Raw genomic sequence first — 13764 nt, 5'->3', positions numbered from 1 at the left:
CCGCGAGGTGCCGCGCGCGGCCGAGGAGACGAGCTGATGAGCGCCTCGTCCCTCGCCACCGATTTCACCCGGCTCGTCGGCGTGCAGCACCCCATCGTGCAGACCGGCATGGGTTGGGTCTCGGGTCCGCATCTGACGGCGGCCACCGCCAACGCTGGAGGGCTGGGCATCCTCGCTTCCGCGACGATGACCTACGCCGAGCTCGAAGAGGCGATCCGCCGCACGAAGGAGCTCACCGACAAGCCTTTCGGGGTCAATCTCCGCGCCGACGCCGAGGACGCCGTAGAGCGCTGCGAGCTCATGATCCGCGAGGGGGTCAAGGTCGCGTCGTTCGCGCTCGCGCCGAAACCCGAGCTGATCGCCCGGCTCAAGGACAACGGGCTCGTGGTGATCCCGTCGATCGGCGCGGCGAAGCACGCGGTGAAGGTCGCATCGTGGGGCGCCGACGCCGTCATCGTCCAGGGAGGCGAGGGCGGCGGGCACACGGGGCAGGTCGCCACGACGCTGCTCCTCCCCTCGGTCGTCGACGCCCTCGGTGGCCCCGGCAAAACCTCGATCCCGGTGGTCGCCGCGGGCGGCTTCTTCGACGGCCGCGGGCTAGTCGCCGCGCTGTCCTATGGCGCCTCGGGGATCGCGATGGGCACGAGGTTCCTCCTCACCTCGGACAGCCGGGTGCCCGATTCGGTCAAGGCGCAGTACCTCGAACGCGGCCTCCAGGACACGGTGGTGTCCACGCGAGTGGACGGCATGCCGCACCGCGTGCTGCGCACGGGGCTGGTCAACGCGCTCGAATCCGGAAATCCGGGGAAGAGCCTGGTCGCCGCTGTGCAGAATGCGCAGAAGTTCAAGTCGATGACCGGGATGCGGTGGCAGCAGCTCGCACGCGACGGGCTCAACATGAAGAAGGCGTCAGACCGCACGTGGCAGCAGATCGTCATGGCCGCGAACACGCCGATGCTACTCAAGGCCGGCCTCGTCGAGGGCAACACGGACGCCGGCGTGCTCGCCTCCGGCCAGGTGGTCGGAATGATCGACGACCTCCCGTCGTGCGCCGAGGTGATCGACCGGATCATGGCTGAGGCGGACGAGCGGCTCGAAACTCTCCACGCACTGAACCAGGCCTGACGGCGAAGGCCGCGATTCACGGCGGCCGTCCCGGCGCATGGGAGCGGGACCCGGCGGTCGGCGGATTGCGCTGCCCTCGGGCCCCGGAGTTCTCGCGGGCTCTGCGGACTTCGGACCCTGCGGTTATCGCGGACAGGCGCCCGATCTCACCATGCGGGACACGCAGAATTTCCGCCTACGACAATGCCGATCCACCCACCGACGCTGTTGGAGGATCGGCATTTTGGTGGGTGAACCTCGATGGGACGCGGCCGGCAATGGCCGCGCCCCGAGGAAGAACTAGTCCAGGCGCTCGATGATCGTGACGTTCGCCGTTCCGCCGCCCTCGCACATGGTCTGCAGCCCGTAGCGGCCGCCCGTGCGCTCGAGGTGATTGAGCATCGTGGCGAAGAGCTTCGCTCCCGTCGCACCGAGCGGGTGCCCGAGCGCGATGCCGCCGCCGTTGGGGTTGACCTTCTCGAGGTCCGCGCCGGTCTCCTTGAGCCACGCGAGGACGACGGGCGCGAACGCCTCGTTGATCTCCACGACGTCGATGTCGTCGATCGAGAGCCCGGACTTCGCGAGCGCACGCTCGGTGGCGGGGATCGGCCCGGTGAGCATCATGATCGGGTCGTCGCCGCGCACCGTCATGTCGACGATCCGTGCGCGCGGCTTGAGGCCGTACTTTTCGACGGCGTCGGCCGAGACCACGAGGCCTGCGGAGGCGCCGTCGGCGATCTGCGAGGCGACTGCCGCGGTGATGGTGCCGCCCTCGGCGAGCGGCTTGAGCCCGGCCATCTTCTCCATCGAGGTCTCGCGCGGGGTCTCGTCGACCGCGAAGTCTCCGTAGGCCACGATCTCGTTGTCGAAGTTGCCGGCCTTGATCGCCGCGAACGCCAGCTCGTTGGAACGCAGCGCGAACTCCTCGAGCTCCTGGCGGGAGAGGTTCCACTTGTCGGCGATCATCTGCGCGCCGCGGAACTGGGACACCTCCTGGGTGCCGAAGCGCTCGACCCATCCCTTGGAGCCCGTGAAGGGATCGTCGAAGCCGTACTCGCGGCCCGCCGTCATCGCGGAGGAGATAGGGAGGGCGCTCATGTTCTGCACGCCACCGAAGAGCACGACGTCCTGGGTTCCGGACATCACGCCCTGCGCCGCGAAGTGGAGCGCCTGCTGCGAGGAGCCGCACTGGCGGTCGACGGTCGTTCCGGGGACGCCGAGCGGCAGGCCGGCGGCGAGCCATGCGGTGCGCGCGACGTTGCCGGCCTGCGGTCCGATGGTGTCGAGGCAGCCGAAGACCACGTCGTCGACGACCTCGGGGTCGATGCCGGTGCGGCGGACCACCTCGGACATCACGTGCCCGCCGAGATCTGCGGGGTGGACGGAGGACAGGCTGCCGCCGCGCTTGCCCACGGGCGTGCGCAGGGCCTCAACGATGAATGCTTCTTGAGCCATGATGGGGAACTCCTCGGTGGTTCAGATGTATCGGTCTGTGGTCTGTGGTGGCGTGTGGCGCTACTCGCTCGCGAGCCCGTCGAGGACGATGCGGAGGTACTGGTCGGCGATCTCCTTCTCGGAGACCTTGCCGCCCGGCCGATACCAGCGGACCGCGACCCACACGGTGTCGCGGAGGAACCGATAGGTGAGGTTCGCGTCGAGATCGGCGCGGAACTCGCCCTCGCGCTGCCCGGCGTCGATGACCCCGATCCACATGTCCCGGAACTCGCGGTTGCGCTGCTCGAGGTACTCGAAGCGCGGATTACCCTGCAGGTGCTTGACCTCGTCCTGGTAAATCGCCACCTGGTTGCGGGAGTCATGGATCGCAGCGAAGGACACGCGGACGAGCCGTTCGAGGGCCTCGCGCGGGCTCGCCGCATCCCGGACGATCTCGCTGTAGCTCGCGAAGAGGCGGTCGAGGAAGCCGCGAAGCACCTCGTCGACGATCGCTTCCTTCGAGGAGAAGTGGTGGTAGAGGCTCCCCGAGAGGATCCCGGCGGCATCGGCGATGTGGCGCACCGTGGTCGCCCGCACTCCGCGCTCGGCGAAGAGGCGCGCGGAGATCTCGAGCAGCTCCTCGCGGCGGGAGTGCAGCGCCCCCGCTTCGGCGCCTGCCGCGCCGAATCCTGCGCCGTCGGCGCCTGTGGCGCTACCGGTCTCGTCCCGCGAGGCCGCTTTCGCCCCGCCTTCATTTCGGGCCATTCTCGGAGGATACCAAACAAGCGCTTGGTTGACGACGGCTATCCCTGCCCTCATTTCGGCGCCACATCAGAATTCAATAATCACTCTGCCAACTTTGGTTTCAATAACATGAACATTGGCTTATACTTTTTGTGATCCACATCATGGTCGTCGCCTGAAGGCGCGCCCCGAGCCCCCAGGGGGATTCCTATGCTGTCGTCGTTCCGCTCCCGAGTCGCGGCAGTGGCCGCCGCGTCCGCACTCGCCCTCGGCGCCGGCCTCGCCGTGCCCGCCGCCGCCAACGCCGTGACCAACAGCTCCGCCGTCGATGGCACGAAGGTCTCCGTGACGTTCAGCCTCGAGCAGGGCGAAGTCAGCGGCAATTGCTACGCCGCCCTCGCCCCGACCGCGATCGCCCCGCAGTTCATCGAGCAGGTCACCGGCGGTCTCGACCGCGCCGCCGCGTACGCCCTCTTCACCCGTGATGACGTGACCACACTCAAAACCGGCGGCCGCCTCCCCCTCCCCACTGCTGTACTGTTCCCTGCCGCCTCCCCCTCCGTGACACTTTCGGCAAGCGACATTCCGGCCAACGTGTACTCGCTCGTCACGTACTGCGTCGGCGATACAGCTCCGGGCGTCGACCCCACCGTCGTCGTGGGCAATCCCGCCGACGCCGTTCTCGGCTCGATCCAGGCCGGCTCCTCCCAGGAGAATCTCGCCGCAGCCTCCGCCTCGCTGCCCACCATCGCCGCGCTTCTCGCCGGCGACGGCATCTAACAGCAATGCGCGCCCGCCCCATTGCGCTCAGGCGCAGCGGGGCGGGCGCGACGGCCCCTCCGACAAGCGGAGCCAGGGCCCAGGCAGCCGCGTCTCGAATTACGCCCGCTGCGAGGAAATCGAGACGACCTCGCCCGTCATGTACGTCGTGTAGTCCGAGGCGAGCATCGCCACGGTCGCGGCGACCTCCCACACGTCCGCGGCGCGACCGAAGGCCTCCTTCGCAGCCAGCTCGTCGAGCAGATCGGTCGAGGCCGACTTCTCGAGGAACTTGTGGCGGGCGATCGACGGCGCGATCGCGTTGATCCGAACGCCGAAGTCCGCGCCCTCGATCGCCGAGCACCGTGTGAGGGCCATGACGCCGGCCTTCGCCGCTGCGTAGTGCGCCTGTGCCCGCTGCGCCCGCCAGCCGAGGACGGAGGCGTTGTTGACGATGACGCCGCCGTGCGGAGCGTCGCGGAAGTAGCGCAGTGCGGCCCTCGTAGCGCGGAAAGTGCCGTTGAGGGTGATGTCGAGGACGCGGTCCCAGTCCTCATCGCTCATGTCGACGAGCTCCCCCTCCCCGCCGAAGCCCGCGTTGTTGACGAGTACGTCGATCTGCCCGAGCTTCTCCGCCGCGCCGGCAATGAGCGCGTCGACATCCGTAGAGGACTGCACGTTGCAGACGATCGCCTCGATGGACTGGTCCGGGAACTCCTCGGCGAGCGCATCGCAGGATTCGCCCAGGCGCCGCTCGTGGAAATCGGAGAGGAGCACGTCGGCACCCTCGAGTGCCGCGCGCCTCGCAGAGGCGAAGCCGATACCGGTTCCGGCGGCCGCCGTCACCACCACCTTCTTCCCGGCGAGGAGTCCGTGGCCCGGGGTCTCCTCGGGAACGGTGGCGAGCGGGGATGCGGGGCGCGCGCCGGCGGCGTTTTCGCTGTTCTGTCCGGTGGTCACTGTGGCCTGGCCTCTCGTGGGAGTCCGAGCACGCGCTCGGAGATGATGTTTCGCTGGATTTCGTTGGAGCCGCCGTAGATGGTGTCCGAGCGGCTGAAGAGGAAGCTGCGCTGCCATTCGGCGAGCTCGAGTTGGGCGGGATCGCGAAGGTCGTTGGGCTCGCCCTCCGAGGTCTCGGTGGGGCCGAGGAGCCCCGCCGCGCCCTCGATGGACATGGCGAGCTCGCCGAGGTCGCGGTGCCAGTTCGCCCAGAGCAGCTTGGCCGCCGAGGCGTTGCCGCCCGAGGGATCGGGCTCGGCGAGCGTGCGCAGCGCGTGGGCGCGGATGGTCTTGAGGCCGATCCACGCGTCGACGATGCGCGCGCGGATCGCCGGGTACTCGGCCTGCCCGGTCTCGCGCGCCAGCGCGGTGAGCCTCTCGAGCTCGCGCGCGAAGCCCACTTGCTGACCGAGGGTGGAGACGCCGCGCTCGAATCCGAGGAGGGTCATGGCGACCTTCCACCCCTCGCCCTCGGCGCCGACGCGCATGTCCGCGCCGGTGCGCGCGCCGTCGAAGAAGACCTCGTTGAACTCGCTGGTCCCCGTGAGCTGCTGGATGGGGCGGATCTCGACGCCATCCTGCTCGAGCGGAACGAGGAGGAAGCTGAGCCCCTTGTGTCGCTTCGATCCCTGTTCGGTGCGGGCGATGACGAACGCCCACTGCGACAGGTGCGCGAGCGAGGTCCACACCTTCTGCCCGTGGAGGACGTACTCCCCCGCTTCGGCGTCGAGGCGCGCGGTGGTGGCGACGTTCGCGAGGTCCGAGCCCGCATCGGGCTCCGAGTAGCCCTGCGCCCACAGCTCGTCGACCGCGACGATCCGCGGAAGGAAGCGGCGCTTCTGTTCCTCGGTGCCGTGCGCGATGAGCGTGGGACCGAGAAGCGTCTCGCCGAGGTGCGAGACCCGCGCCGGGGCGTTGGCCTTCGCGTACTCCTCGTGGAAGAGCACCTGCTGGGCGAGGCTCGCGCCGCGCCCGCCGTGCTCGGTGGGCCAGCCGACGCACGTCCAGCCCGCGGCCGCCATGTGCCGCTCCCACTCCCTGCGCGCCGAGAAGAACTGGTGCTCGCTGCCAGGTCCGCCGGTGCCACGCAGTCGCGCGAACTCGCCGGAGAGGTTCGCCTCAAGCCACTCGCGGAACTCGCCGGCGAACTCCTCCGGGGTCTGCCCTGCCGCGCTCGGCCGCGCCGCGGGGCCCCCGGGTGCTACGTCTGTCATGGATCAGAGCCTACCAAGCACTTGCTTGGTTATTGGCGGAATGTGGGGTCCGGCGTCATACGCGGGGAAAACCTCCGCGCGAGTTGTCTCGGCCAGGTTATATATCCGGGAAGTTTTTCTTACACTGCAAAGCATGACTATTCGACGCACCTCGCGGACCACCGCGACGGCGAAGGTCGCCGCCGCACTCTGCGCGGGCGCTCTCGCCCTCACCGGACTCGCCGCATGCAGTTCCTCGAGCGACGGCTCCGACGATTCCTCCGCCTCCAGCGAAGCCCCCTCATCCTCGTCCAACGAGGTCGAGGCCGGCGACCCCGCGGCCCGCGCCGAGCTCGAGCCGAAGGCGCTCTCGGGCGACGAGGTGCCGGGTATCGCCCTGCAGGAAGTGCCCGCCGAGCAGCTCGACCAGGTCTCGAACTCGATCTCGAACCTCACGACGCAGGCCGACTTCAAGGCCGATCCGCCGGAATGCTCGGTCGCCGCGATGGGCACCTCGCCCGGCACCACCGCGAGCACGATCGCCCGAACGGCCGTCGCGGAAGACACCCCGAACATCATCTACTCGATCGCGCTCAACAAGCAGGGCGAGGACAGCCTCGACCGCGCGAAGGTGTTCGACGAGTGCGCGCAGGCCACCGTCACGATCAACTCGCCCACCCAGGCCGGCGGTGAGCAGACGCCGACCGTCTTCCAGGTCTCCAACGAGCGGATCGACAGCCCGGCGCCCGAGGGCGTCGAGAGCTTCGTCGCCGGCCGTTCGACGACTGACTACGACCTCGCCGATCAGCACGTCTCCGTCGGCGCCGTGCAGATCTCGGGCACCGTCAACGGGGTCGAAATCCTCGCCACCGCGACGTCGGCCTCCGGACCGGTGCCGCCCGAGGCCGAGGCGCGCGCGCTCGACATCTTCAACCGTCAGGCCTCGAAGATCGCGCAGGCGTAGGCGCGGGAGCACCCGGCACGCGTAGGCGGAAAAGCTAAGGGCGCAGGCGGGAAAACGCCGCAACGCACCTGTTCGGGGCGACAACAAGAATAGTTCGAAATTCAGCGGGAACTTCGGGCCCGCCGGTGGCATCCCACCGGCGGGCCCGCTTCGTTGGGCGGACCTCCCGATGGATACATGCGCACGCCAATGCGGCGGCCACCGACGCCGCCAAGACGAAGGGAAGCACCCGTGAGCACCGGATCGCGAAGGATCGTCGCCACCACCCAGACCACCAAGCGCAGGCGTATCCGCATGGACGCCGCCGCCGTGGCCCTCGTGGCCCTGATGGGCGGCGCCGGGCTCGCTGCTTGCAGCTCGGACTCGGACTCCGCCGAGGGCGCGGCCGAGGCGACTTCTGCGTCCGCGAGCGATGGCTCCGGCGAGAAGCCCGACGCCCCTCTCGAGGACCTGCTCATCGCCGACGACGCGGTCCCCGGGGTGCCCATGAGCCCAGGGTTCGATCAGCAAATGGCCCAGGGGATCATGGGCGCGGCGGAGTCCGGTCAGGTCAAGTTCGACGTCCAGCCGGCAGAGTGCTCCGAGATGATCGACTTCACCCAGCGCAAGGCGCCGACCTCGAAGTTCGGCATGTACGACAACGACACCAAGCTCGCCTCGGTGATGATCTCCGAGGAACCGGGCAATGCGAAGAAGTGGACCGACCTCATCTCGAAATGCCCGAGCGTCACGCTCAGCACCGACTCCTCCGAGTTCGCCAAGCAAGGCGCCGCGGACATGATGGGTGAGGAAATCCCGCCGGAAGTCCTCGACAGCCTGGGTGAGGACTTCGGCAAGACGACCCTCGAGACGAAATACACGGAGGTCGACGCGGAGGCGCCGGAGGGAGTGAGCGATTTCCACGTGTTCCGCATGGAGGGCCAGGAGTCGACGATGGGTGTCACGCTCCCGACTGCCCAGGTCATCGCGTTCGGCAGTGTCGACGGGATCTTCGTCAGCACCTCGGGCTCCTCGTCGGCTATGCCCGATCCGACGACCGGCGAGCCGCTCAAGGAGCTCCAGCCGGCGGACATGGACGCCTTCCAGGCGAAGGCAGAGGAGATCCTCCGCGCCCAGGCGGAGAAGATCCAGAACGCCTGACGCCGGAGGGCGCGATCGCCCCGCGCATCCGCGCCGCCGGCCGCAGTCTGCCGATTCGAGGACCCTACCAAGCAACTGCTTGGTAGGGTCCATCGTGTCAAGAGCGCGGCGCTCCCGCGGCGCCGCTCCCCGGCGTCCGCCGGGGTTCGACGTAGCGGTCCGAGGAGACACCATGGCCGATCCAGCATCCGAGCTCGCCGCTTCCATTGCCGAGTCCATCGCGGCCGCGGCGCGCCTCGACATCGACGACGTGCGCACCACCCCGCAGGCGCTGCGCCGAGCCGCCGGCCTTTGGCCTGCGGCCGAGGCGCTCGCCGACGTGCAGGCGGGTATCCGGCCGGGCGACGGCGGCGAGTCCCACGGCGTCCGCTGGACGTGGGCCGAGCTCGCCGAACAGGTGCGCGACTTCGCCGCCGCTCTCGTCGCCGGCGGCGTCGAACCCGGCGACCGCGTTCTCGTGTGGTCCCCGAACTCGTGGCACTGGGTGGTCGCGGCGCTCGGAATCCAGTACGCCGGTGGCGTGCTCGTCCCGGCGAACACCCGCTACACCGGGGCCGAGGCCCTCGAGCTGATCGACAGGACCGCGGCGCCGTTCGCCGTCATTGCCGGGGAGTTCCTCGGCGTCGAGCGCATCGGTCAGCTCGCCGATGCCTCCGGTGGCGAGCTCTCGGGAACTCCGCTGCGCACTGTTATCCGGGTGCCGCTCGGCGGCACCGAGAAGGCGGAGTCCGGCGTCATCCGCGAATGGGACGAGTTCTCCGCGAGCGCGACCGACGAGGCGAGGGCGGAAGCCGAGCGGCGCGCCGACGCGGTGGGCGCCGACGACATCGCGGACATCCTCTTCACCTCCGGAACCACCGGGAAATCGAAGGGCGTCGTGGCTCTACACAAGCAGAGCGTGGCGGGCGCGCGGGCGTGGGGGCGCAACGGCGGGCTCTCCGAGAAGGACCGCTACCTCGTACTCAACCCGTTCTTCCACACGTTCGGATACAAGGCCGGCTTCCTCGTGTGCGCGCTGTTCGGCGCGCGAATCGTGCCGCTCGCCGTCTACAAGCCCGAGGATGCGATGGCGCTGGTGGAGAGCGAAAAGGTGTCCGTGCTGCCCGGCGCGCCGACGATCTTCTCCACGCTCCTCGACTCCCCCGCCCGGCCCGATTACGACCTCTCCTCGCTGCGCCTCGCGGTGACGGGCGCGTCCATCGTCCCTGTGGTCCTCGTCGAGCGGATGCAGTCGGACCTCGGGCTCGAGACGGTAGTCACGGCGTACGGGCTCACCGAGTGCTCCGGCTTCGTCTCCACATGCCGTCCCGACGACTCGGACGAGACGGTCGCGCACACGTGCGGCCGCGCCTTCGAGGGCATGGAGATCCGGATCGGCGAGGCGGGCGAAGTGCTCGCGCGCGGCGAGATGGTCATGGCCGGCTACCTGGACAATCCGGAGGCGACCGCCGAGACGATCGATGCAGACGGCTGGCTGCACACCGGAGACGTCGGCGAGCTCGACGGGGCGGGGAACCTCACGATCACCGACCGACTCAAGGACATGTACATCTCCGGCGGGTTCAACGTGTACCCGGCGGAGATCGAGCAGATACTCGCGCGGCTGCCCGGCGTGGTCGATTCCGCCGTGATCGGCGTCCCCGACGAGCGCCTCGGCGAAGTCGGCAAGGCGTTCGTGCAGCGGGCGGAGACCGAGGAGGGGCGTGCGCTCACCGCGGAGGCGGTTGCCGAGTACCTCGGCTCGCGGATCGCGAACTTCAAGCGCCCGCGGGAGATCGAGTTCGTGGAAGCGTTTCCGCGGAACGCGATGGGCAAGATCGTCAAGCCCGAGCTGCGCAAGGCGTAGGAGCGGCGGGGCTGGCGAAGTTCGAGCGGAAGTCGGGCCGGAGAGCGGGGCGCGAGTGAGGCTCGAGCTGGGCTCGGGTCGGACTCAAGCCGGGCTCGAGTCGGGCGCGGCACCGGCCCTTTCCGGCCCCGCGCCCGTTGCGCCCTACGCCGCGCGCAGGCGCAGCGAGTTGAGCACCACGAACACCGAGGAGAAGGCCATCGCGGCTCCGGCGATCATGGGAGTGAGCAACCCGAACGCCGCGAGCGGCAGCGCGGCCACGTTGTAGGCGAATGCCCAGAACAGGTTGCCGCGAATGGTGCCGAGGGTCTTCCGCGCGAGGGTGAGTGCCTCCCCGATCTTCCGCGGATCGCCGCCCACGAGCGTGATATCGCTCGCCTCGATCGCCGCGTCGGTCCCCGTGCCCATCGCGATGCCGAGATCGGCGCGCGCGAGCGCGGGCGAATCGTTGACTCCGTCGCCGACCATCGCCACGACCGCCCCGGATTCCTGCAGCTCGCGGACCACGTCGAGCTTGTCCGCCGGAAGTACCCCGGCGATCACCGAGCGCTGGGCGCGCGGCTTCTCCGCGTCCGCCGCTGCGACATCGATGCCCACGGCCCGCGCCGTCGCGCGCGCCGCCCCCTCGTTGTCACCGGTGAGAAGCACGACCCTCTTCCGCTGACGGCGCAGCTCCTCGATCGCCTCGGCGGACTCGGGCTTCGGTGCGTCCGAAACGGCAAGGGCGCCGAACGCCGCACCGTCCTTGAACAGCGCGATCACCGTCGCACCGTCGGCCTCGAGCGCTACCGCGCGGGCCGCGAGCTCGCGCCCTTCGCTGCCCTCGGGGAGGCGCGCCAGTGCCGCTGCGCGACCGGCCTGGATCTCCGATCCGTCGACCCGTCCGACTACGCCGCGGCCTGCGATCGAGCGGAATGCCTCGAGCTTTCGTTCGGGGGCACCGCGCTCGGCCGCGCCGGCGACGACGGCCCGCGCGATCGGGTGTTCCGAGCCCGCTTCTACGGCCGCCGCGTAGGAGAGCACGTCAGCGTCATCCACTCCGGGGACGGCGAGAACCTGCTGCAGGGACATGACTCCGGTGGTGACGGTCCCGGTCTTGTCGAGCACGACCGTGTCCACGGAGCGCGTCGATTCGAGCGCGGACGGGCCCGAGAGCAGGATGCCGCGGCGTGCGCCGGAGCCGCTGCCCACCATGAGAGCCATGGGCGTCGCCAGGCCGAGCGCGCACGGGCAGGCGATAATGAGCACCGCGATTCCTGCGGTGAACGCGTGGGCGAGATCGCCGTCGATCGCCCACCACAGCACGAAGGTGAGCACCGCGAGCGCGATGACGGCGGGCACGAACACCTGCGAGATCCTGTCCGCGAGGCGCTGCACCGGCGCCTTGTCCATCTGTGCATCGGCGACGAGACGGGCCATCTTCGCGAGCTGCGTGTCCTGGCCGACTCTCGTGGTTCGGATCTCGAGGATCCCGGACACCGCAATGGTCGCGCCGGTGACCGCATCGCCCGGGCCAAGCTCTACAGGTGTCGATTCGCCGGTGAGCATCGATTCGTCGACCGCCGATTCGCCGGACTCGATACGCCCGTCTGCGGGGATCGCCTCGCCAGGGCGCACGCGGACGAGGTCGCCGACCTCAAGTGCGGCGGCCGGGATCTCGCGTTCCTCGCCGTCCTCGACTACGGTGGCGCGCTGCGCGCCGAGCCGCATGAGCGCCGTGATCACACGGCCCGCCTGCTTCTTCGACCGCGCCTCGATCCAGCGCCCGAGCAGGATAAAGGTGGTCACACCCGCGGCGGCCTCAAAGTAGATCATCGACGAGGCGTGCTCGACCGCGCCCGGGGCGAATGAGAACTCGTGGCGCAGCCCCGGCTCCCCCGCATGCCCGAACAGCATGGCCCACAGGCTCCATAGCGTCGCCATGCTCACGCCGAGCGAGACGAGCGTGTCCATCGTGAGGCCGCCGTGCCGCAGGTTGAGCGCCGCCGCCCTGTGGAACGGCCACGCTCCCCAGATGACGACGGGCAGCGCGAGCACGAGAACGACCCACTGCCAGTAGTCGAACTGGAACGGCGGGATCATCGACAGCGCCATGATCGGGACCGTGAGGATCGCCGAGCCGATGAGGCGCCGGCGGAGGTCGTCCGCGGCGCCGTCGCCCTCGCCGGAGTCGGCGCGGGCGCTGCCGTCGGCCGGGCTCGCCGAGTAGCCGATACTCTCCACGGCTTCGACGAGCTGATCGACGTCCGCGCCCTCCGGGATGCCGACCCGTGCCGTCTCCGTGGCGAAGTTGACGCTCGCCTGCGCGCCGTCGATCGAGTTGAGCCGCCTCTCGATCCGTCCCGCGCACGAGGCACAGGACATGCCGCCGATATCGAGGTCGACGAACGACAGAGACGCGCCGTCGGTGGGGACGGCTGTCGCATTTCCGGACTGTTGCGTCATGACGGAATCCTTTCGTGCTGGTGGGCGGGCTGAGTCGGGGGAGGCGGCCGGGTGGGACGAGTCGAGGTGGGCTCGGGCGGTCCTTGCATGTGCTGGGCCGGGCGAGCCGTTGCCGCCCGGGCGACCCAGGCGAGGCGAAGCGAGCTCGGCTCCTAGATGAGCAGGTTGTCGCCGAGGCCGGGCTCGCCTTCGGGGGCGACCGCGTAGCCGGCGTCGGCCACGGCCTTCGAGACGGCGTCGCGGTTGAGCTCGCCGTCGGATCGGATCGTGACGGCGCCGGAGTCGAGGTCGACGGCGACGTCCTCTACGCCGTCGAGCGCGTCGATCGCATTGCCGACGGTGCTGGTGCAGTGCCCGCAAGTCATTCCGGTGACGGTGATGATGGTGGTGGTAGCCATGTCGAGCTCCTCGTGTTTGGCGTTGTGGAACGGATGGGCCGGCCGGGGCTAACTCTTGACCAGGCGCGCGATAGCCGCGGAGGCCTCGAGGACCTTGGCATCCGCCGCCTCGTCGCTCTCGCGGGCGGCGCCGACGACGCAGTGGCCGAGGTGATCCTCGAGGAGGCCGAGTGAAACGGACTTGAGCGCCGAATTGACGGCGCTGACCTGGGTGAGCACGTCGATGCAGTACTCGTCGTCCTCGACCATGCGCTGGAGGCCGCGAATCTGGCCTTCGATGCGCTTGAGCCTGCGCAGGTACGCGGCTTTGTCCTGGGCATAGCCGCGGGTGGGCGTGGTGGCGAGTTTCTCTGTGCTCATGTCCCTTTTGTACCCCTCCGGGGTATCTTTGTAAACCCCTAGGGGGTATCTAGATCCCGGATTGTGGGCCACCCTCCACGCTTTTCACGCCTTTCGCCGCGAATCACCCCTCTCGAACCCGGCCACAGGGGCGCGATTCGGAGCAAAAGGGTGAGAAGCGCGAACGGGACGAGTTCCTCAAGCCACCTCGCCCGCAGCATCGCCCTGCTAAGCTACCAACCAAGCATTTGCTAGGTTAGGAGTTCGTGCAGGTCATGGCAGACGAAACGGCAATTCCCCCGGTCCTCGGCGTCGCGGATCTCGGCCCCGACACCTCCCCCGTCGCCTACGAGGTCGCGGACTCCACCGCGTACATCACCCTCAACAGGCCCGAGTTTC

Annotated in this window: 12 protein-coding genes and 1 pseudogene; 6 read left to right on the top strand and 7 right to left on the bottom strand. The window is 69.2% G+C overall.

The genetic code is table 11. The features are described from left to right. The first annotated feature begins 36 nt into the window (after window positions 1-36). Entirely contained in the window at window positions 37-1125 is a 1089-nt protein-coding gene (locus tag V7E05_RS02590) for an NAD(P)H-dependent flavin oxidoreductase (protein WP_333618115.1), read from the top strand. A 279-nt stretch (window positions 1126-1404) separates the two neighbouring features. On the opposite strand, the gene V7E05_RS02585 is transcribed toward V7E05_RS02590, so the two are convergent. Both V7E05_RS02585 and V7E05_RS02580 read right to left on the bottom strand, forming a co-directional pair. Next, on the bottom strand, window positions 1405-2559 hold the full coding sequence (locus tag V7E05_RS02585; RefSeq protein ID WP_442891574.1) for an acetyl-CoA C-acetyltransferase: 1155 nt from the start codon (window positions 2557-2559) through the stop codon (window positions 1405-1407). Between the two features lie 60 nt (window positions 2560-2619). Continuing rightward, window positions 2620-3303, bottom strand: coding sequence for a TetR/AcrR family transcriptional regulator (locus V7E05_RS02580; RefSeq protein WP_333618114.1), 684 nt, complete (start codon window positions 3301-3303; stop codon window positions 2620-2622). Between the two features lie 189 nt (window positions 3304-3492). Here V7E05_RS02580 and V7E05_RS02575 point away from each other — a divergent pair, with 189 nt between their 5' ends. Beyond that, the gene (locus V7E05_RS02575; protein WP_333618113.1) at window positions 3493-4062 is read left to right on the top strand and encodes a hypothetical protein; all 570 of its coding nucleotides are present in this window, start codon (window positions 3493-3495) and stop codon (window positions 4060-4062) included. A 99-nt stretch (window positions 4063-4161) separates the two neighbouring features. Here V7E05_RS02575 and V7E05_RS02570 read toward each other — a convergent pair whose 3' ends face one another. After that, on the bottom strand, window positions 4162-5001 hold the full coding sequence (locus tag V7E05_RS02570) for an SDR family oxidoreductase (protein ID WP_333618112.1): 840 nt from the start codon (window positions 4999-5001) through the stop codon (window positions 4162-4164). Beyond that, window positions 4998-6254 (bottom strand): acyl-CoA dehydrogenase family protein, encoded by a 1257-nt coding sequence (locus V7E05_RS02565; protein ID WP_333618111.1) that lies wholly within the window; start codon window positions 6252-6254, stop codon window positions 4998-5000. The genes V7E05_RS02570 and V7E05_RS02565 overlap by 4 nt, the downstream gene beginning before the upstream one ends. A gap of 133 nt (window positions 6255-6387) precedes the next feature. Between V7E05_RS02565 and V7E05_RS02560 the strand changes: the two genes are divergently transcribed. The 3 genes from V7E05_RS02560 (at window position 6388) to V7E05_RS02550 (ending at window position 10183) form a co-directional block, all read left to right on the top strand. After that, on the top strand, window positions 6388-7197 hold the full coding sequence (locus tag V7E05_RS02560; protein WP_333618110.1) for a hypothetical protein: 810 nt from the start codon (window positions 6388-6390) through the stop codon (window positions 7195-7197). Between the two features lie 231 nt (window positions 7198-7428). Continuing rightward, window positions 7429-8337, top strand: coding sequence for a hypothetical protein (locus V7E05_RS02555; protein ID WP_333618109.1), 909 nt, complete (start codon window positions 7429-7431; stop codon window positions 8335-8337). A gap of 172 nt (window positions 8338-8509) precedes the next feature. Next, entirely contained in the window at window positions 8510-10183 is a 1674-nt protein-coding gene (locus V7E05_RS02550) for a FadD3 family acyl-CoA ligase (protein ID WP_333618108.1), read from the top strand. 144 nt (window positions 10184-10327) lie between these two features. Here the strand turns inward: V7E05_RS02550 and V7E05_RS02545 are convergent, their stop codons facing one another. The 3 genes from V7E05_RS02545 to V7E05_RS02535 all read right to left on the bottom strand — a co-directional run bounded on the left by V7E05_RS02545 (window position 10328) and on the right by V7E05_RS02535 (window position 13386). After that, entirely contained in the window at window positions 10328-12628 is a 2301-nt protein-coding gene (locus tag V7E05_RS02545) for a heavy metal translocating P-type ATPase (RefSeq protein ID WP_333618107.1), read from the bottom strand. A 152-nt stretch (window positions 12629-12780) separates the two neighbouring features. After that, the gene (locus V7E05_RS02540) at window positions 12781-13026 is read right to left on the bottom strand and encodes a heavy-metal-associated domain-containing protein (protein ID WP_333618106.1); all 246 of its coding nucleotides are present in this window, start codon (window positions 13024-13026) and stop codon (window positions 12781-12783) included. Between the two features lie 48 nt (window positions 13027-13074). Next, a complete protein-coding gene (locus V7E05_RS02535; RefSeq protein ID WP_333618105.1) occupies window positions 13075-13386 on the bottom strand; it encodes a metal-sensitive transcriptional regulator in 312 nt (103 codons plus the stop codon). A gap of 254 nt (window positions 13387-13640) precedes the next feature. Here V7E05_RS02535 and V7E05_RS02530 point away from each other — a divergent pair. Continuing rightward, a pseudogene (locus V7E05_RS02530) lies at window positions 13641-13764 on the top strand (enoyl-CoA hydratase); the annotation flags it as partial.

This window comes from Dietzia sp. (genome assembly GCF_036741115.1).
In the GTDB taxonomy this organism is placed as follows: Bacteria; Actinomycetota; Actinomycetes; order Mycobacteriales; family Mycobacteriaceae; genus Dietzia.
The sequence above is the reverse complement of the archived record's forward strand: the minus strand, read 5'-3'. Positions and strand labels throughout refer to the sequence as shown.